The sequence below is a fragment of the Nocardia sp. NPDC058480 genome (assembly GCF_042720495.1).
In the GTDB taxonomy this organism is placed as follows: domain Bacteria; phylum Actinomycetota; class Actinomycetes; order Mycobacteriales; family Mycobacteriaceae; genus Nocardia.
The window spans coordinates 139736-156311 of record NZ_JBHXMN010000012.1; the positions used below are offsets into that span (position 1 = coordinate 139736).

The following is a 16576-nucleotide window of genomic DNA, read 5'->3' on the forward strand; positions in this document are numbered from 1 at the left end:
TGAAGCGAAAGATTACCTGTCTGCGCGGCTCCGCCCGGCATCGCATCGGCGTGACCGCCGTCTCACGGCCTGACCTGCCGAAACAGGCTTGTCGTGTGGCAGCAACGCCGGATCTATCGTGCCTGGACCCCCGGCACCTCTTCGTAGACCTCGCCCACTTCGCCGGCGAGCAACCGGTCGGTCATCTCCTGCTTCAGCACGGTCAGTCGTTCGTCGTCCGCCGGGGTGCGGTCGCTCCGGGCGCCGAGTGCGATGAATTCGTCGGTGACGAATCCCGCGTCGCGCAATCGCACCGACACGGTCCGGTCGCGATAGCTGAATTCCCAGACGTAGCGGGCCAGGGTGGTGCCACGGTCGGTCGCGGCGAGTTCGGGCGCGACGACGAAACGGTCGCCGGTGACCGCTCGCAACACCATTTCGATCGCGTCTCGTCCGCCGGGACCGGGGAACGCGGTGCGGACGGTGACCTCGCGGCGCTCGACGGGGCCGAGCACCGCGACAGCGTGCCGCATCGCGCAGTACGCGTGCGCCACCCCGCCGGGGAAGTGCGGGCCGTGGTATTTCATCAGGTCGGTGAACGAGATATCGATCGGCGTACCCGATTCGAGGACTGTCAGCATGTCTTCCTCTGGTTGGCGGTGGCCCAGCACAACGCCGAATAGAGCAGTTGCGTCGCGCCGGGCATGAATCCGGACCCGTGGTGGTGCAAGTGCACCACGGTGCCTAATAAATCAGGTTAGCCTAACCTATGTAATGTTCTTTGGCTGTACTCTGTCGACGACCTATGAAAGAACTTGTCCAGCAACAGAACTCGATTGGTCAATCAATGCGAGATAGTCGACGTCGGGCGCCGTCGAGGAGCTGGACAACGCTTGGTGGCCGATGGGTCAGTCCAGGACTGCAGTGGCTTCGATCTCCACGAGGAGGTCGGGCCTCCACAGGGTCTGTACGCCGATGACGGTGACAGGAGGCAGAGGCGCGCTGAAGCCGTCGGATTCCTGGGCGCGTGAGGTCCCTTCCCATAGTTCGTCGGCCATGTCGGTGGTCCAGCCGGCGACGTAGAAGGTCAATCGCGCGATGTCGGTGACAGCGCCCCCCGCGCCCCTCACGGCTGTCGCGACGTTGCGAAGGGCGTCATGGACCTGGGCCGCGAGGTCGGTCGCCGTCGTTTCGCCGAGGGGCGTGACGGCCAGCTGGCCGGCCAGCAGGAGCAGGCGGGAGCCGGTGGTCGTGGCGACGGGCGCATAGTCTTTCTGCTGGAGCAGGCCGTCGGGGTGGCTGAGGTGCACGGTCATCGTGGATCTCCTTCGTCTTGTTCGGAAGCCGGATAAGCGCCGCGCAGGCGGTGCATGGTGGCCGTCACGACGGCACGGATGTCCGTCTCGCGCAACGGGGCGGAGAACAGCGCCGAACTGAACGAGAAGCCCTCGATCAGGGCGAACAACAGGAGCGCCTCGCGGTGCAGCGCTTCCTCGTCGACCGCGCGGTCGGCTAGCGCATCACGCAGCAGCGAGCGGATCACTTCCGCGCCCGCGAGAGAGGTTGCGGCGACGTCGGCCGCGAGCTCGGGGTCCGTGCGCGCCATGACGCGGTATTCGACCATGGCGATGTTCTCCTTGCGCTCCTGCTCGCTGGTGGGTGCGGCGAAGGCGATGACGTCCACGATCCGTGTCGTCGGGTCGTCGGACATCGTCGCGGCGCGGCCCATGGCGCGCTGCATGAGGACGCCCAAGGCGAAGCGCATGACCTCGCGGATGGTGTCGCCGAAGTAGTGCCGGATGCTCCCGATGGCCAAGCCGGTGCGGGCGGCGATCCGGGCGAGGGTCACCGACCGGAGCCCGTGCTCGGCGATCTCGTCGATCACGGCGTCGGCGATCTGCTCCCGGCGGACATCCGGGTCAACTCTTTTGGGCACGAACCTCACTGTAGCGCTTCTAGCATGTGCATGCTATTTTTTCTGGCATGGTCATGCTAGAAAAGCTCGCGGCGGTGGTCCCGGCCTTGGACGAGGCCAGACGTGAGCGACTGGTGCGACCCCTGGGACGGTGCGGCAGGGATCGCACGACGGGATCGGGAGCTGAGGCCCCAGATCCAGCCCCGTACACGACAAAGGAAACGCATGCGATCACGTCTTCGACTCCCGAATCGATCCCGGCGCCTCACGGCCGGGCTCGTCGCGGCCGCCACGCTCCTACTCGCCGGCTGTACGTCCGCTTCTCCTGCACCGGGCTCCGGCGCTGATGCGGACCTCGGCGCCTACCGCGGGCAACAGCTCGACTGGGGCGGGTGCGAGGCCACCGCGACGAGTGCGGCGGACGCCGAGCTGTTCGCGAACCCCGCGCTCGAATGCGCCGCGGTGGACGTGCCGCTCGACTACGACGAGCCAGCGGGCGAGAGGGTACGGGTCGCGCTCCTGCGCCTACCCGCCACGGGCGAGGCCGAGGGCTCGTTGCTGATCGACCCGGGAGGCCCGGGAGGATCCGGCACCAGCCTCGTCGCGTCGACCGTGCCGCTGTGGCAGGCGAGCCCCGTCGGCGAGCGCTTCGACATCGTCGGCTTCGACCCTCGCGGGACCGGGTCGTCGACCCCGGCCCTCGACTGCTACACCGACGAGGAATACGACGCCGGCGACGGGCCGCGATTCGGCGCGGTGTACGACATCACGAGCGCCGAGCAGGCAGTCGAGCTCGCGCAGCGCTGCACCGACGGCTCCGGCGGCATCGCGAACCTGGTGAACGCCGGGTCGACGAACGTTGTGCGCGATATGGACATCATGCGAGCGGCGCTCGGTGACGACCAGCTGACCTACCTCGGCTACAGCTACGGCTCCGAGCTCGGCGCCATGTACGCAACGACCTACCCCGAGAAGGTCCGCGCGATCGTCCTCGACGGAGCCGTCGCGCCCGACCTGACGGCGAGCCAATTCCGCCTGTCTCAATTCAAAGGCCTGCAGGCCCGGTTCGACGACCTCGCCGCGCTCTGCGCCGAATCGCCCGACTGTGTACTCGGCACCGATCCCGCGGCCACGAACGATCGCCTGCACGAGATCGTGCGGCCTCTCATCGAGACGCAGGCGGCCGGCGGCCGAGCCGCCAGCGTCTGGGACGTCTACCTCGGCATCAGCGGCGGCCTGTACGCGGAGGCGAAATGGCCCGAAGTCATCTCCGCCCTGACAGCGCTCGCGGCAGGGCGCGCCGACGAAGTGCTCGCCCTGCGCGACGGCTTCCCTGACCTCGACACCAGCATCGCCGTGCGGTGCATGGACTGGCCCCGCTTGACGCCCGCGGAACACACAGCGCTCGCACGCGAGATCGGGCATATCGCGCCGATGTTCGACCTCGACGTGTTCACGGCGGGGAACTACCACAGCGAGTGCGAGGCGTGGCCCGCACCGCCCACGCGTGACGAGCCCTGGCTCGCAGATGCCGAACGTCTCCCCGAGACGCTCGTCGTGTCGACCACCGGTGATCCCGCGACGCCACACGAGGGCGGCATCGCGATGGCGCAAGCCCTCGGAGCAAGCCTGCTCACCGTCGACGGCAACCAGCACGGCGCCTACCTCCTCGGCGGTAGCGAGTGCGTCGACGACGTGGTCAACGCCTATCTCCTCGACCTCGAAACCCCGCCCGCCGACGCACGCTGCAGCCTGTGACGCTTCACTCCGGCACACGGCCCGAGAAAACCCTCCTCTGGACACGCCGCGCGGCTTCGAAGCGGTCGCGGGCTCTGCACCGAGCATTCCTCCAGATCTACGCGCGGCTCGCCGTACGCGCGAGGCCGCACAAGGCGAACGGGCCGTCGGCGCTGATATCGATTATTCGTTGACCACCGTGATCGTGGCCTCGTCGGCATCGACCGCCGGGTCGGAGGGATTCGCATCGGACTTCACCGTGATCCGCGACTTGTCGATGCCGTCGCCCTCGAGCGCGGCCGCGATGTTGTCACCGCGGGCCTCGGCTAGCGATTTTGCCGTGACGACATTCGAATCCTCGGCGTAGGTCTCGATCTGGATCTCGGTGTCGTTGCCCTGCAACGGGACCGCTACCGCTTTGAGGGTCGCGACGGCGCCTGCGCCAAGGTCGGAACTACCGGCGTCGAAGGTGATCGGTGCGGCCGCCAAGACCGTGTTGATCGCGTCCTGAACTGCTTGCTGCGCGGTGTCGCGCACGGAGCTCACCACTGAGGACGCCGTCGCGGCGACACTGCTGCGCACGGCGTCGGTCTGGGTGGTCGAGGTGGTTGCCGGGGCGGAGGAGTCATCGTCGGATCCACAAGCCGCGGTCATCAGCGCAACCATCGCGATCGATGCGATCCCACAGATGCTGCTTCTGAGTTTCATCGGATTCTCCTGATCTGTAGATGCCGGAAAGTGGGCCTTGGGTCGGTGATACTCGAGCAGCCCCCGGAACCGGCGGCCACCGTTCTCGACAGGCCGCGCGAACTCATGAGCCGGCATCTCGGGGCCTCGCTTCTGTGACCAGACGGCCGAAGGTTAGGACGATGCTCAGATTCACATATCGGGAGCGGACGTGGCTCACCCGAAAAGGATGAGTCCGCCGAACGCGGCGGGTTCAGGGTTGTATTCGCGTTCGTCGCGGTCTCCGCAGGTGTAGCCGAGGATCGCTTGTATGCCGATGTCGAAGACGCACTGTTCGAGGATGTGGGATTCGATGCCATCTCCAGAAAGGCCTCTGCCCCATGAGATTGAGTTCGAAGAAATGCGGTCGGCCGGTAGGTTGTCTGGCATGTCTGGCGACGATCTTCCGGCCGAGGTCGGTCGGAGTGTGGAACTGTTCCTGAATGCCATCGACGAGTTGGCACCGGGCCTGGTCACCGGCTTCTATCTTGTCGGATCGGTCGCCTTGGGCGACTTCCATTCACACGGGGCCGGGCGCGGCCGGCTCACTACGGCCAGCGATATCGACTTCGTCGCGGTGACCGACCAGCGCCTCGAGAGGGAATCTCGAGAGATGGAGGCGCTGGCCCGGGCGCACGCCGCGACAGTGGCCGCTTCTCCTCGGCCGAATTTCGATGGCGTGGTTCTCACTTGGGCCGACCTCGCTGCCGGACCCAGCGTCTGCCCCGACGTCCCCTGCGCCCAGGAGAGCCGGTTCGCACCGGCTGGACGGTCTGGCATCAACCCGGTCACATTCTGCGAGCTGGCCTGGCACGGGATCGCAGTACGCGGCCCACAACCGGCCGATATCGACCTCTGGGCTGACCGGAATGCGTTGCACGAGTTCACTATCGATAACCTCCGCGCCTATTGGCGGCCGTGGTGGCAACAGAACCAGCAGCGGCGTCCGCTGCCTCTCATCATCGGCCTCAGCGCGTGGTTCCCGGTCTGGGCTGTTCTCGGTGTGAGTCGGCTGCACCATCTGCTCGCCACCGGAACGATGACCTCCAAATCCGGCGCCGGTCGGTATGCCCAGAAGGTGTTCGATCCGCGCTGGCAGCCAGTTATCGCCGAAAGCCTGTCCCTGCGCACCAACGGTGCCGAGGGCTATCGCAGCTACCGCAACCCGCTGGCCCGCCGCCGCGACACCCTCGCCTTCTTGGACACCACCATCGACGCCGCCTTGGCGCTGCCCACCGAGTCCTGACGGCACCACGCCCTAGATGTCGGGTGACAGCTATGGGTCCACGGAAGTCTCAGGTGATGGACGCGGTGTGCGGCGGGGTCAACGAAGTCACGGTTCCAATAGGGATCGAACCTGCGACGCCAAAACTAGCCCTCCACCTGCGAAAATGCAGGTGGAGGGTTGCGCCCCCGGCAGGAATCGAACCTGCGACCTAGAGATTAGAAGTTCCTTGGCACTGAACACTGTGCTGACCTGTGGATATGCAAGTCAGGCGCGAGCAAAATCGTAAAGTCTCTAGGTGGTGGAAACCGCCCCAACGTGGCTGAGAACACCCCGAGCTTGCCCTGCTCGATACCGTATTAGTTGTGACCGACGACATCGTTACCAGAGCTGAGGAACTCGCGCGAGCGTACCTGCGTGACCTTCCCCGGCGACTACAGCATGTCGAGGGTGTGGCGCGTCGAGCAGCGACTGTTGCCGACGCGGTCGACGACGCGGAGCTGCTTGTCGCGGCGGCCTGGCTACATGACATCGGCTACAGCGCCGAGCTGGCGACGACGGGGTTCCATCCTGTCGATGGTGCCGAGTTCCTACGTGCACAGGGGGCGTCACACAGGCTGTGCGCGCTTGTCGCGAACCATTCGTGTGCGTGCGTGGAAGCCCGACGCCGCGGGGTTCCGCTGCTCTGGGAGGACGAGCGAACGCCGCTGCGGGATGCTCTGTGGTGGGCGGACATGTCCACAACGCCGACGGGCGAGCCGACCAACGTTCACAGCCGTATCGCGGAGGTTCTTGACCGGTATGGTCCCGATCACGTCGTGTCGGCGTCTGTCGCGGAATCGGCGCCTCAATTGGTGGCTGCTGCCGAGCGCACAGAGGCCGCCGTGCGGCTCGCAGGCGTAGAGGTCAGGTGAAGTACGGTGTTGCGTCTTCCATGCCTCGGCTGATTCGCAGCTTGATCGAGGGGTGAACGTTGAGCGATTCGACCGCGGTCGGTGCGACCCACAGCACTTCTTTGGACTCCTCGCTGGTGCGCAGCGATCCGCCGACAGGTCGCGCGCGGAAGCAGATCGAGAACTCCTGCCGGACTTCGCCGTCGTCGTAGGCGATGACGTGCTCCGGGTTCGAGAAGACACCAACGAGGTCGGTGACCTCCACCCGAATGCCGGTCTCCTCGAGGACTTCGCGCGCCACGGCTTCGCTGACGGTCTCGCCTGCTTCGAGTCCGCCGCCGGGTATGGCATACAGGTCGTTATCTGTACGCCGGATCATCAAGATCCGGCCCAATTCGTCGAGCACGACCGCGCTGACCGCCACCTTGATGGCGTTCGGCTGCGGTGCTGCTGGGTCATGGAAGTAGTCGGTTCGTCCCATTGCCGTCGTCCTCCGTCGCGGTTGCCCACACGTACTCAAAACTAGTCATGTACGTATCGAAGAGGTCGCCGGCGGGCAGTTGACGGATGTGCATGGCGGGGGCGTGGGCGCCGGGGAGGCCGTAGGCGTGCATATTGACGACCATCTCGTCGTCGAATCGAAAGATCGAGTTGTACAGCGTCGTGTCGTGATAGCGGAGCTCCACGCCGTCGACATCGCCTAGGTGCCGCACCAACGCGAGGGCGTTGTTGATTCGTGCCCCTACAGTTCCAGATGCCAGGCGTTCTTCCGCGCTGCGTTTGTCGGCTTCGGGTGCGGTCGGCCGACCGAAGATCATCCGCACTTTCAATCCTTCGCGGGTGCGTTTCCGGACGGCCTTGGTGAACTCGGGCTCTTCGGCGAGGAACAGTCCTGCGAGCACGAGGATGTCCAGCCGCTCCGTCGCAGAGGCCAGCAGCCGCTTCCACAGGTCCGAAGGGATGTCGTTGCGGTGAGGAAATACGGTGATCACCTCGGACTCGCCTACCTCCGCTCGTCGTTCTGACGACACGGCGTCCGGCCACAGGTAGTTCTCGGTCTCCCGAACGAGCGCCGCGACGGCGTGCCGATGGCGTGGATACGGCGCGCGCCCCTTGGTGATCCAGCGCTCGACTGTTTTCGAGTCCACGCCAGCGCGCTCGGCGACGTCGGAAATGTCGAGGCCATTGCGCAGGAGCGCCTCGCGAAGTCGTTCGTTCGCCATGATTCCTCCAGGGGACGTCTAGGGACGTCTTAAATCTACGTCAGACGTCTACGTTCGTCCACCTATGCGGTGAAGAAGTCCTCCAAATTCCCGAAAAGTGGTGAAAGACAGGAACTTTCCCACTTTGCAAGGAGATGGAACGTGGATAAATCCGCATCGGAGACGCGAAACCTGATCAGCTTGAAGACGGCTGCAGCGCTGATCGACGTCGACTCGAAGACGATCCGGAACTGGATCGCTTCCGGCGACATCGCCGGGTACCGGATCAACGGCCGTTTGCTCCGCGTCGAGCGTTCCGAGCTGCTCGCGCTGGTGCGTCCGGCAGAGCTGGCCACGGGCGGTGTGGCATGAGCACTCCGACCGAACGCACATTGCAGGCGCGGATCGCAGCTCACGAGTCCTGGGCACGTACTGGCGATCGCGCTGAGCGTACTGCGAAGGCTCGCGCGGCGATGCTGAGCAAGTTCGACCGCCTCGTCGATCCGGATGGGTTGTTGAGCCCTGAGGAGCGCGCCTATCGATCCGATCAGGCCCGCAAGGCGCACTACACGCGGCTTGCGCTGAAGTCGGCTCAATCCCGCCGGCGTCGGGCACGGAACGCCAACGGCGGTGAGCGGTGATGCGCGGCAAGACATTCATGACCGCGGTCGCGCTGTTGTCAGTCGGTTGCATGGTGCTGATCGCGCCGGACGTCCTGGGATTCGTCCTGATGGTCGTCGGTGCAGTGTGGCTGTGGCGTTCGTCGAAGCGGGCAGGGGTGCGGCGATGACCATCGACGAACCGTTCTTCGATCCGGATGACCTGCTGGACGAGTTGGACTCGATCATCGCTGAGCAGGAGATCCTGCAGCGTCGCACGGTCGCATTGCAGGCCCGCTACGCGGCATTGGAGCCGTACGCGGAGCGATACAACCAGCCCGACCCGGAGATCGACTACCTCTCGCTCACATACGGCAGCGTGAACGTCGAGTCTGCGACAAGGCGTCTCGATGCCGCCGTGTCATACGCCCCCGGCCTTACCAGTTGGTTGACGTCGGCCCGTGACAGCGCGTGGAAGATCCGCGAGTATCCGCAGGTCAATCGCGAGCAGGTCGCCCGCGAGCCAGACAACACGATTGCCGATGCGATCGCCCGCACTGTCGAGCGGGACGGCGTCGAGCGATGAGCGGCGGAGTGTTCCGGGCGCCTCACGAGGACCGCAACCAGGTCGGGCGCAGCGCACTCGGGTCGATGTCTCGGCCGGAGTTCGCTGGTATCGGCGCGGTCTACGCCCCGGTGAACCACCTGCCGCCTGCTCTGCGTCTGATCGTGCTGGCCGTATGTGTCCTGATCGGGATGGTTGGCTGCTCGATCGCATGGGTTGACCAGCAAAGCTACGTGCCGTCGCCGAATATCTGCCGGGCGCACGAGGCCACGCGGACCGATTGCGTGCACGTGCAGCGTGCGCAGCCCACTCAGGTGCCGTGATGAGCGAGGGAATCCCGACCTACGAGTGGCGTTCCGCGCCAGCGCATTTGCGCACTCGTCGCCAGTTGGCTGCTGAGGGTTTGCGCCCGAACGGCCAAGACATTGCAGGCCGAATCACTCGCTCACGCGGCAGCCGCAAAGAACCGCTGGTGGCGCACCTATTCGACGTGGCGAAGGCCGCGCCGAAGCGTCAGCCGAGTGAGGCGCAGCGCGTGGCGCTGGCGAAGGCCACCCGCGAGCGCCAGCTGCGGGCCGCGGAACGCCGCGGCGTGGACCGTGCCGAGTTCGACGAGCCAACCGGCGATCCAGGTCCGGCATGGAACACCAACGAGTCAGTCAACGCGTTCGGCGCGACCGCTTCCGTGAACGCGTTTGCGGCCGTCGCTGAACACGAACGAGAAGAGGAGATGGAGAGGTGAATCTGACTTCTCGCGAGATGGTGCTGCTGACGGTGCTGTCGGACATGTACGGAGCCCCACTGGATCTGGTGGCGCAAATGCTGGGCGTGAGTGAGTCCCGCGCGTACCGGATCGTCAAGAAGCTGCGCAAGGCCAAGGTGGTTTCCGAGCTGGGGATGCGCCCGGTTCCGGGCCCGTCGTGGATCACCCCGACCCGCTCGACCGCTGACGCGCTGCTGGGCCGGTCGACGAAGTACTGGATGCCGTCGCCGAAGATGGCTAACCACACCCGCACGGTCCTTGAGGTGCGGCTTGCATTGGTCGGGATGGATCTGGAGCGCTGGATTTCAGAGCGTCAGTTGCGGTCGGAAGTCGCGCCCGCAGTGCTGGGCGAGACCCGCCCACATATCCACGACGGCCGCTACATCAACGCGTCGGGCGAGCTGATCGCGGTCGAGGTCGAGCTGACCGACAAGAACCTCAAGGCAGCGAAAACCGCTGTTGCCCAAGCCTTTCAGGCCGCGCGTGCTGCCGACTGCGCCGGGCTCATCTACTACTACCGCGGTGACCGCGTGAAGAAGGTCATTACCAAGGCCGCGGCCGAGCTGAAAGCGGCCGGCCTGTTCGAGCAGAACCCGATCCGGATGCGGTTGGCCGATCTCGACGCAGAGCTGCTCAAGCCCACCAAGCCCGCTTCCGATCTGCGACCCGGTCTCCGGGTGATCGCGGGCGGAGCCGCTGATCACGAAATCTACCAGGTCACAGACCCGAACGAGCATGGAGAGGCGGTGTCGTCATGACTTGCACGCCGATGATCACCCCGAAAGACTGCGCCCCTTACGCTCCGACACCGGTGCTGTCGGCCCAGCCGTCACCGACCGAGGCACCACAAATCCAGGTCGACCCGACGATGCCGCCGATCGGGCTGAAGTCCGACCCGATCGGGTGGCTGCCGAAGCTGTCGGAGGTTTCCCTCGACGGTGTGACCGACGCGGCCTTGTTGGCCGGTACGTGCCTGGTCGCGGTGTTGGTGCTGACCGTGATGATCATGGTTCCGGCCACCTTGCACGCCTGGAATCCGACGAAGCTGCGTAACTGGTTGCTCGGGTCGCTGGCGGTGATGCCGGGCGCGACCGCGCTGTGGCACTGGGACATCCTGGCGCCGGGCACGATGGCGACCGAGGCCAGCCGGGAGTTCATGGCCGGTCAGCATGTGGCCGGTCTGCTGGGTATGGCCGTGGTCCTGGTTCCGGCCGCGTGGCTTACTGCGACGTTGGCGTACACGCACTTTCGGGTGCAGTTGTCCACGGTCGGTCTGCAGTCGCCCGCCCGCACCGAGCGCGCCTTGTGGGCCCAGTCCCAGCGTGAGCAGCGCGGTGCCGCCCGCATGGCCAAGCGTCGCTTGCCTTTCACCACGGGTGGGTTCAGCCCTGATGTGGTGATCGGGCGCCTGGCGCACGAGCAGACCCAGGCTCCGACCAAGTCGATGGTGCGGACCCTGTTGGGCCGCAACGAGACCCGCCTGATCGTGCCGTGGATCGCATTGTCTGAGCACATGACCACCGTCGCGTCGTCGGGCTCGGGCAAGACGACCTTGATGCGCCGGGTGCTGGTCAGCTGGTTCGTGGCGACCTGGGTTCGTCATCGTCGGTGGTGGAGCAGCAACCGCCCGGGCCGCCCGCAGGTGCTGGTGCTCGACTGCAACGGCGGTCCGGAGAGCCTCAAGGTCGCCCGCAGCATGGCCGCGTGGTTCAAGGCGATGGGTGTGCCCGACGAGCGCATCGGCATCTTCCCTGAGGTGTCGCTGAACATGTGGGGCACCGAAAAGCGCGATGACCTGCGTTCGATCCTGTCGTCGATGATTTCCGGCGGCTCCACGCCGACGACCGACACCGAGAAGTACTTCTACGAGATCCGCGAGACGCTGATCCACCTGATCGTGGATGCGCCGGCGCGGGTGGTGATCAAGGACGGCGTGCCCACGGCGGAGGGTGAGAACCCGCCGCGTGACTGGTTCGAGTTCATGTCCCGCTTCGACGAGCGCAAGCTCGCTCAGCTGTGGGGCGGCATCTACGACCAGGACATTCCGTGGGCTGGTGTGCCGGGTGTCGATCACGAGATCGCTTCCACGATCGCGGGCAAGCAGAAGGTGCTGCACTCGGCACGTGCCGAGTTCGGCAACCTGTGGCGCTCGTTGGGCGAGAAATTCGACGAGGGCAAGTCGATCACCGACTACGACTTCCTCTACGTGGTCTTGGAAGGCGTCAAGACCCCGGACCGCGCCCGCGGCCAGTTCGGTGCGATCGGCTGCATGCTCGAACAGCTCGCCGACGTCGAGCACGGACGCCAGATCCTCATGGCCGTAGATGAATTCAGCGCGGTCGCCGACGGCAAAACCCGCGCGGTGAAATGGGTAGAACGCCTGCGCAAAGCAGGTGTCGGTTCGTGGTGGATCGCGCAGACCTGGCAGGGCCTGGGCTATGACGACGACGCCCGCACCGGTCTGGTCTCGGCGGCCTCAGGTGGCTCGCTGATCGGTCGCACGACCAATCCCGAACAGATCGCGAACATCTACGGCACCCGCCGCAAGTTCGACTTCAGCCGCAAGTTGATCGGCGGCTCGAAGGTCGGCGACGAAGGCAACGTCCAGGCCAACGACGAGTACATCACCCCACCGAACCGGTTGCGCGCCATGCAGAAAGGCGACGTCGTGTGGGTCGCCGGTGGCCGCACCCGGTGGGGCCGAGTGTCGATGCTCGACGACGCCGCTCTCGAACGTCAGCGCCCGTTGCCGGGCATGACCGCCTCATTGGCTCCCGCTCCGGCCGAGGCGGACACCGCCGAACTGGCGCCGGTTATCCCGATGACCAAGCGCCGTCCGGCCTGAAACCGCCTGAGCTGAAAGGAGATTCATCATGTCTACACCGAATCCGCTACCTGGTCCCGACGAGCACGGCGAAGACCTGCTGGGCGGCGGTTTGACCGCCCCGCAGCAGGCCCAGCTCGCAGCCCTCGAAGACGACCTGGACGGCAGTGCGGCGGCCAAGCTCGCTGCGAAGTTGGTCCCAGTCGCCCAGGACGGTGGCCAGTTCGGCCGCGTCGCCAAGCCGCACGTGAAGCGTGCCACCCGGGTCCATGACTGGGCGCGGATCTGGGGTCCGGCTGTGGCCGGTACCGCGGTCGCTGCCACCGCGGTGACGGTGCTGCCGCTGCCCGGTCCGCTGTCGCTGTACGTGCTGGCTGTAGCGGCGTTCGGGTGGTGGCACTGCGCAGGTCGGCCCGGTGCGATCGAGACCGCCCGCATGGCCTACTACGCCGTCGCCGATACCGGCAGCTGGATCCGTCGGCATGTCGAGCAGCTGGCGCACCGTCGCGCCAGCTACGAGACCCGCCGCGCAAACCCCAACCCCATCAAGAAGGAGAACTGATGCCCGACAACAACGTCCAGAGTTCATGCCGCCGCCAGTGCCCACCCGATGAGTGCTACTGCGCCGAACCGACCTACCGCGACGCCAACTCCGTTTGCTCCAGCTGCGGTGGCCATGACGGCGACTGCTACTGCGACGAGTTCTAACCCCAACCCCAAGAAGGAGATTCACCAATGTTCATGACGTCAGAAAGCAATAGTGGCCACGCTAACGGCGGCCCGTCCACCGAGGACGAGATCACCCGCGACACCGGTCGCGCGCTAGGCCAGATCATGGCCGCTGCACGGGCATTCATTGCCTCCCACAGTGGCCGTCAGGGTAAGACCAAGATGCCGAAGCTCTCGCGCAAGGAGCGCCGCGAACTGGTCGAGACCCTGCGTACGCAGGTCGGCGAGCAGCGCATGGCGCAGGCGTGGAGCACCAAACGAGTCAACGACTATCACGCCGAAGTCCTCGCCGAGCAGGAGCGCCGACAGTCGCCTGGTTATACCTCAGACCAGGCCGAGGTCGATCATCAGCGGTTGGCGCGGATCCGGTACGCGATCGAGGCCGGAGCGCACGCTTCGCCGCTCTCGTTCGAGCAGCGTGGGCAGGTCTCGCAGGCGCTGTCGCAGGTTCAGGCTCACCCCTCCCGCCCGTTGGGGGCCGTGTTCAAGCCGATGGACGCCGACGAGGCGCGCAACGCGCGAGCCGCGGCGGTGCGGTCGGAGACCTGGGTTCAGGGGCGCCGCGAGGCCAACGAACGCGTGTTGGTCGCGCAGCGCAACCGCGAGCAGGCCCGCCTCAACGCCCGCCCGCCGCTGGCGTGGGAGGACATGAACCCAGTACAGCAGGACGCGGTCCAGCAGCTGCGTGGTGCGGAGCTGGCGTTGCGTCGAGTCGGCACCGCGGATGCGGTGACGATGGCACGTCGCGACCGTGAAATGCGTGCAGCTGCCCGCGAAGTCAGAGCGGCTGGCCTTCCGTTGCGGCAGGTCGCCCATGAACGCGACAACATCGTCGCGAACTCGAAGTACGAGGTCACGGTCTATGCAGGGTGGGAGCCGTCGTCGAGCTGGCACCCGAGCGAGACCGTGGCGCTGGCACACGCCGAGTCGGCCGTGGCGCGGGTGCCTGCCACGACTGAATCGGTGGGCGTGCAGGTCGCCCCGCGGTACGGCCAGGATCCCGGGGGCAACACCCGGTCGGTTCACGGTGACCACATGTTCGCTTCCCAGGCTGTCTCCTGGTGGCGAGGCGATCACGAAATCGAGGTGGAGTCGGGCACCACACGAGCCGGTCACCGCACCGAGATCTCGATTGCTGGAACCGACCCGGTCACCGGCCGCGAAGTGCGGGCCGAGCGCGTCCTCGTGCGCACCGATGAGCATGGTGCACTCCAATACGCGGACCGCACCATCGAATGCGCCGAATGGAATGCCGGCGAGAGAGTCGAGCTCGATATCGACGATGCCGAGGTCGACTGGGAATACCCCGGCAGCACCAGCCTGTACCGCATGAGCGGTACACCGGCGGGTGTCCAGAACCGGGCGCTCAACGAGCAGGTGACCTTGTGGCATCGGGAAGTTGAGGAGTCCCGTTCCGCCGCCGCGCGGGTGGCGGGTGACCGCGACAGTTTGCGGCAGCGGCACAACCTGTCGATCGAGCACAACGGCGACCTGACCGACCGCAATGCTGAGCTGACCAGGCAGCTTTCAGCGCTGACCGCCGAGCGGGACCAGGCCCTCGCCGACCGCGACAAGTTCCGTGGCGAGCGGGACCAGGCGGTGCAGAAGGTCGCGTCGATGACGCCGGCGAAGGAACGTTTCGGTAGCGCGGCGCGTCAGGCGAGTACTACCCCGACTGCCGCCGCAAAAGGGACGAATACCGAGTCGAACAAGAAGATCGACGAGGTCATGGCCCTGTTGGCGGGAAGGGGTGCCCTGGACGGCGCGCTGGCGACTATCGGTGTTTCCGAGGAGACCCGGGCCCGAGTACGGGACGCGGTGTTCACACACGACAGGCTTGTGGACGCTGGTCTGGCCGATCCGGTCGGCGCCGAGACCACCTCAGTAACCAAGAGCCCGCGTCCGGAGCAAAAGGAAGTCGACCGCCCCACTAAATCCGCCGCCGAAGTCGGGACGCCGGTCAACGCGTTCAACAACGCCAGCACGTCGGTGAACGCGTTCGCCCCCGAGACCGAGCGCGACGGGCATGAGCGATGAGCACCGACGACCTGGACGACCCGTTCATCGCCCGCTACGCCGACCGGGTTGCCGACGAGAACGAGGTGCTGTGGCGGGCCGACTTCGCCCGGCTCACCGCAGACCCGGTGCTGCCGGAGTTGCAGGCGGCCGAGGTCCGCGCCCGATGGGCGACCGATGCACAGGTCGGGCCCCGGTGGCATGAGCTCGACGAGATCTACAGCGCGTGGATCTTCGCGCCGGAAGCGATGAAACAGGCCCACGAGAAGACCATGCCGGGCGGATTGCGGCCGCCCGACATGGACACCACTCGCTGGTCTTCCCACATGCAAGCACGCGAGCTGGCCGACAAGGGCTACTGGCCCGGCCACGAACCAACCATTTCCCTGAACAGCAGTTTCGAAAGGCACGAACCGATGACCGACATTACCCCCGCCGCCCACGTCCTCGATTCCGAGACCGAGAGCGAGATCGAGGCCCAGATGCGCACCGACTACGAACGCGTCGCGCAGCTCTACCGCGGCGACCCGGAGGAGTACGACCCCGCCGATCAGCTCGACGCCAACGAGTACGAGGGGGTGTGGCTGGATCACGAAGACCACCGGTTCGGTGACGAGTGGGTCGCCATCAACAAGGCCGAGGAGCTGTGGCACACCGATCCCGACGCCGCTGCGGCCCAGCTGGCAGACACCAGCACCACGCCGTTGCAGCGCCGCACGCTCGAACACAGTCGCGACATGTCGCGCGGGATCTACGTCCGTGACGTCGACGAGGTCATCGACCGTGTAACCGCGACCGCGGACAGCAGCTCCCCGATCCCCGAGCTCCCGCCGGTCGCGAACCCGCTGACTCACTTCGAGGCTGGGCTACCGAGCTGGGATGCCTCCCGCAACGATCCAGCACGCCCGGTCCCGGCCTTCGCGGCCAGTGTCGCAGACCGCACCAGCGCGGTGAATGCATTCGGCAACGCCGCCCAGTCGGTGAACGCATTCGCTGCCGGTATGGAGCGAGAAGGGATGGACAGGTGAGCGCGGCAGCGGTCGAGTCGACGATGCCGGCGACCGCGGTCGCCGAGCACGGCCAGGCCGTGACGCTGGCCAAGGTGATCCCGCTGCACCGCTCGCCGCAGGCCGAGGTCGTCGCAGATCCGGAGACCGATCTGCACGCCCGGATCGCGGTGTTGGAGCAGCAGGTCGCCGACCTTGAAGACCGTAACCGGGAGATGGCCACCGACCTGGACGATGCCCTGGATCAGCTCGCCGGGCACGCCCTGCACGACCACCAGGAGCGCCTGGTGCACGTGCCTGTCAACGCGTTCGCCGCGATCGAGTGGGAAGGACACGACCGATGAGCACCACCCGTACAACCGCTGTACAGCCGGTCAAGCCGGTGTCTAGTGACAA

22 protein-coding genes and 1 tRNA gene are annotated in these 16576 nt (G+C 66.1%); 15 read left to right on the forward strand and 8 right to left on the reverse strand.

Features of this window, described 5'->3' with window-relative positions; genetic code table 11:
* Positions 1–113: 113 nt before the first annotated feature.
* The 3 genes from ACFWO8_RS25145 to ACFWO8_RS25155 form a co-directional block, all read right to left on the reverse strand.
* A complete protein-coding gene (locus ACFWO8_RS25145) occupies positions 114–620 on the reverse strand; it encodes a hypothetical protein (RefSeq protein ID WP_378963512.1) in 507 nt (168 codons plus the stop codon).
* Between the two features lie 267 nt (positions 621–887).
* Positions 888–1295, reverse strand: a complete 408-nt coding sequence (locus ACFWO8_RS25150) for a RidA family protein (protein WP_378963513.1) — start codon at positions 1293–1295, stop codon at positions 888–890.
* Positions 1292–1915 carry a TetR/AcrR family transcriptional regulator gene (locus ACFWO8_RS25155; protein WP_378963514.1) on the reverse strand — a complete coding sequence of 208 codons (624 nt, stop codon included), beginning with the start codon at positions 1913–1915 and terminating at the stop codon, positions 1292–1294. The genes ACFWO8_RS25150 and ACFWO8_RS25155 overlap by 4 nt, the downstream gene beginning before the upstream one ends.
* Before the next feature lie 204 nt (positions 1916–2119).
* Here ACFWO8_RS25155 and ACFWO8_RS25160 point away from each other — a divergent pair, with 204 nt between their 5' ends.
* Positions 2120–3652, forward strand: coding sequence for an alpha/beta hydrolase (locus tag ACFWO8_RS25160; protein WP_378963515.1), 1533 nt, complete (start codon positions 2120–2122; stop codon positions 3650–3652).
* 162 nt (positions 3653–3814) lie between these two features.
* Here the strand turns inward: ACFWO8_RS25160 and ACFWO8_RS25165 are convergent, their stop codons facing one another.
* Positions 3815–4339 (reverse strand): OmpA family protein, encoded by a 525-nt coding sequence (locus ACFWO8_RS25165; RefSeq protein ID WP_378963516.1) that lies wholly within the window; start codon positions 4337–4339, stop codon positions 3815–3817.
* A 195-nt stretch (positions 4340–4534) separates the two neighbouring features.
* Positions 4535–4747, reverse strand: a complete 213-nt coding sequence (locus ACFWO8_RS25170) for a hypothetical protein (protein ID WP_378963517.1) — start codon at positions 4745–4747, stop codon at positions 4535–4537.
* Here ACFWO8_RS25170 and ACFWO8_RS25175 point away from each other — a divergent pair.
* Positions 4746–5603 (forward strand): hypothetical protein, encoded by an 858-nt coding sequence (locus ACFWO8_RS25175; protein ID WP_378963518.1) that lies wholly within the window; start codon positions 4746–4748, stop codon positions 5601–5603. The two genes, ACFWO8_RS25170 and ACFWO8_RS25175, sit on opposite strands and share 2 nt — an antisense overlap.
* Before the next feature lie 165 nt (positions 5604–5768).
* Here ACFWO8_RS25175 and ACFWO8_RS25180 read toward each other — a convergent pair.
* Positions 5769–5831: transfer RNA gene (locus tag ACFWO8_RS25180), tRNA-Arg, on the reverse strand.
* 116 nt (positions 5832–5947) lie between these two features.
* Here ACFWO8_RS25180 and ACFWO8_RS25185 point away from each other — a divergent pair.
* Positions 5948–6496 (forward strand): HD domain-containing protein, encoded by a 549-nt coding sequence (locus ACFWO8_RS25185; RefSeq protein WP_378963519.1) that lies wholly within the window; start codon positions 5948–5950, stop codon positions 6494–6496.
* On the opposite strand, the gene ACFWO8_RS25190 is transcribed toward ACFWO8_RS25185, so the two are convergent.
* Together ACFWO8_RS25190 and ACFWO8_RS25195 are read right to left on the reverse strand one after the other, a co-directional pair.
* Positions 6489–6956 (reverse strand): NUDIX hydrolase, encoded by a 468-nt coding sequence (locus ACFWO8_RS25190; protein WP_378963520.1) that lies wholly within the window; start codon positions 6954–6956, stop codon positions 6489–6491. The two genes, ACFWO8_RS25185 and ACFWO8_RS25190, sit on opposite strands and share 8 nt — an antisense overlap.
* The gene (locus tag ACFWO8_RS25195; protein WP_378963521.1) at positions 6931–7698 is read right to left on the reverse strand and encodes a helix-turn-helix domain-containing protein; all 768 of its coding nucleotides are present in this window, start codon (positions 7696–7698) and stop codon (positions 6931–6933) included. The genes ACFWO8_RS25190 and ACFWO8_RS25195 overlap by 26 nt, the downstream gene beginning before the upstream one ends.
* A gap of 141 nt (positions 7699–7839) precedes the next feature.
* Between ACFWO8_RS25195 and ACFWO8_RS25200 the strand changes: the two genes are divergently transcribed.
* The 12 genes from ACFWO8_RS25200 to ACFWO8_RS25255 all read left to right on the forward strand — a co-directional run bounded on the left by ACFWO8_RS25200 (position 7840) and on the right by ACFWO8_RS25255 (position 16524).
* The gene (locus tag ACFWO8_RS25200) at positions 7840–8049 is read left to right on the forward strand and encodes a helix-turn-helix domain-containing protein (protein ID WP_378963522.1); all 210 of its coding nucleotides are present in this window, start codon (positions 7840–7842) and stop codon (positions 8047–8049) included.
* Positions 8046–8318, forward strand: coding sequence for a hypothetical protein (locus ACFWO8_RS25205; RefSeq protein WP_378963523.1), 273 nt, complete (start codon positions 8046–8048; stop codon positions 8316–8318). Before ACFWO8_RS25200 ends, ACFWO8_RS25205 begins: the two co-directional genes overlap by 4 nt.
* Positions 8318–8467, forward strand: a complete 150-nt coding sequence (locus ACFWO8_RS25210; protein WP_378963524.1) for a hypothetical protein — start codon at positions 8318–8320, stop codon at positions 8465–8467. The genes ACFWO8_RS25205 and ACFWO8_RS25210 overlap by 1 nt, the downstream gene beginning before the upstream one ends.
* Complete coding sequence (locus ACFWO8_RS25215; RefSeq protein ID WP_378963525.1) at positions 8464–8862, forward strand: hypothetical protein; 399 nt, start codon at positions 8464–8466, stop codon at positions 8860–8862. The genes ACFWO8_RS25210 and ACFWO8_RS25215 overlap by 4 nt, the downstream gene beginning before the upstream one ends.
* Positions 8859–9164 carry a hypothetical protein gene (locus ACFWO8_RS25220; protein WP_378963526.1) on the forward strand — a complete coding sequence of 102 codons (306 nt, stop codon included), beginning with the start codon at positions 8859–8861 and terminating at the stop codon, positions 9162–9164. The genes ACFWO8_RS25215 and ACFWO8_RS25220 overlap by 4 nt, the downstream gene beginning before the upstream one ends.
* Positions 9164–9583 (forward strand): RRQRL motif-containing zinc-binding protein, encoded by a 420-nt coding sequence (locus ACFWO8_RS25225; RefSeq protein WP_378963527.1) that lies wholly within the window; start codon positions 9164–9166, stop codon positions 9581–9583. Before ACFWO8_RS25220 ends, ACFWO8_RS25225 begins: the two co-directional genes overlap by 1 nt.
* Entirely contained in the window at positions 9580–10362 is a 783-nt protein-coding gene (locus ACFWO8_RS25230; protein WP_378963528.1) for a hypothetical protein, read from the forward strand. The genes ACFWO8_RS25225 and ACFWO8_RS25230 overlap by 4 nt, the downstream gene beginning before the upstream one ends.
* Positions 10359–12449 (forward strand): AAA family ATPase, encoded by a 2091-nt coding sequence (locus ACFWO8_RS25235; protein WP_378963529.1) that lies wholly within the window; start codon positions 10359–10361, stop codon positions 12447–12449. Before ACFWO8_RS25230 ends, ACFWO8_RS25235 begins: the two co-directional genes overlap by 4 nt.
* A gap of 28 nt (positions 12450–12477) precedes the next feature.
* Positions 12478–12990 carry a hypothetical protein gene (locus tag ACFWO8_RS25240; RefSeq protein ID WP_378963530.1) on the forward strand — a complete coding sequence of 171 codons (513 nt, stop codon included), beginning with the start codon at positions 12478–12480 and terminating at the stop codon, positions 12988–12990.
* 179 nt (positions 12991–13169) lie between these two features.
* Entirely contained in the window at positions 13170–15194 is a 2025-nt protein-coding gene (locus ACFWO8_RS25245) for a hypothetical protein (RefSeq protein ID WP_378963531.1), read from the forward strand.
* Positions 15191–16201 (forward strand): hypothetical protein, encoded by a 1011-nt coding sequence (locus ACFWO8_RS25250; RefSeq protein WP_378963532.1) that lies wholly within the window; start codon positions 15191–15193, stop codon positions 16199–16201. The genes ACFWO8_RS25245 and ACFWO8_RS25250 overlap by 4 nt, the downstream gene beginning before the upstream one ends.
* Positions 16198–16524 carry a hypothetical protein gene (locus ACFWO8_RS25255; RefSeq protein ID WP_378963533.1) on the forward strand — a complete coding sequence of 109 codons (327 nt, stop codon included), beginning with the start codon at positions 16198–16200 and terminating at the stop codon, positions 16522–16524. Before ACFWO8_RS25250 ends, ACFWO8_RS25255 begins: the two co-directional genes overlap by 4 nt.
* Positions 16525–16576 lie beyond the last annotated feature (52 nt).

Bases quoted from the DNA above. Each gene is read 5' to 3' on its own strand.
- ACFWO8_RS25195 (WP_378963521.1), bottom strand. From the start codon at position 7,698: ATGGCGAACGAACGACTTCGCGAGGCGCTCCTGCGCAATGGCCTCGAC.
- ACFWO8_RS25215 (WP_378963525.1), top strand. From the start codon at position 8,464: ATGACCATCGACGAACCGTTCTTCGATCCGGATGACCTGCTGGACGAG.
- ACFWO8_RS25190 (WP_378963520.1), bottom strand. From the start codon at position 6,956: ATGGGACGAACCGACTACTTCCATGACCCAGCAGCACCGCAGCCGAAC.
- ACFWO8_RS25170 (WP_378963517.1), bottom strand. From the start codon at position 4,747: ATGCCAGACAACCTACCGGCCGACCGCATTTCTTCGAACTCAATCTCA.
- ACFWO8_RS25235 (WP_378963529.1), top strand. From the start codon at position 10,359: ATGACTTGCACGCCGATGATCACCCCGAAAGACTGCGCCCCTTACGCT.
- ACFWO8_RS25250 (WP_378963532.1), top strand. From the start codon at position 15,191: ATGAGCACCGACGACCTGGACGACCCGTTCATCGCCCGCTACGCCGAC.
- ACFWO8_RS25160 (WP_378963515.1), top strand. From the start codon at position 2,120: ATGCGATCACGTCTTCGACTCCCGAATCGATCCCGGCGCCTCACGGCC.
- ACFWO8_RS25240 (WP_378963530.1), top strand. From the start codon at position 12,478: ATGTCTACACCGAATCCGCTACCTGGTCCCGACGAGCACGGCGAAGAC.
- ACFWO8_RS25220 (WP_378963526.1), top strand. From the start codon at position 8,859: ATGAGCGGCGGAGTGTTCCGGGCGCCTCACGAGGACCGCAACCAGGTC.
- ACFWO8_RS25165 (WP_378963516.1), bottom strand. From the start codon at position 4,339: ATGAAACTCAGAAGCAGCATCTGTGGGATCGCATCGATCGCGATGGTT.
- ACFWO8_RS25205 (WP_378963523.1), top strand. From the start codon at position 8,046: ATGAGCACTCCGACCGAACGCACATTGCAGGCGCGGATCGCAGCTCAC.
- ACFWO8_RS25210 (WP_378963524.1), top strand. From the start codon at position 8,318: ATGCGCGGCAAGACATTCATGACCGCGGTCGCGCTGTTGTCAGTCGGT.
- ACFWO8_RS25175 (WP_378963518.1), top strand. From the start codon at position 4,746: ATGTCTGGCGACGATCTTCCGGCCGAGGTCGGTCGGAGTGTGGAACTG.
- ACFWO8_RS25225 (WP_378963527.1), top strand. From the start codon at position 9,164: ATGAGCGAGGGAATCCCGACCTACGAGTGGCGTTCCGCGCCAGCGCAT.
- ACFWO8_RS25145 (WP_378963512.1), bottom strand. From the start codon at position 620: ATGCTGACAGTCCTCGAATCGGGTACGCCGATCGATATCTCGTTCACC.
- ACFWO8_RS25150 (WP_378963513.1), bottom strand. From the start codon at position 1,295: ATGACCGTGCACCTCAGCCACCCCGACGGCCTGCTCCAGCAGAAAGAC.
- ACFWO8_RS25245 (WP_378963531.1), top strand. From the start codon at position 13,170: ATGACGTCAGAAAGCAATAGTGGCCACGCTAACGGCGGCCCGTCCACC.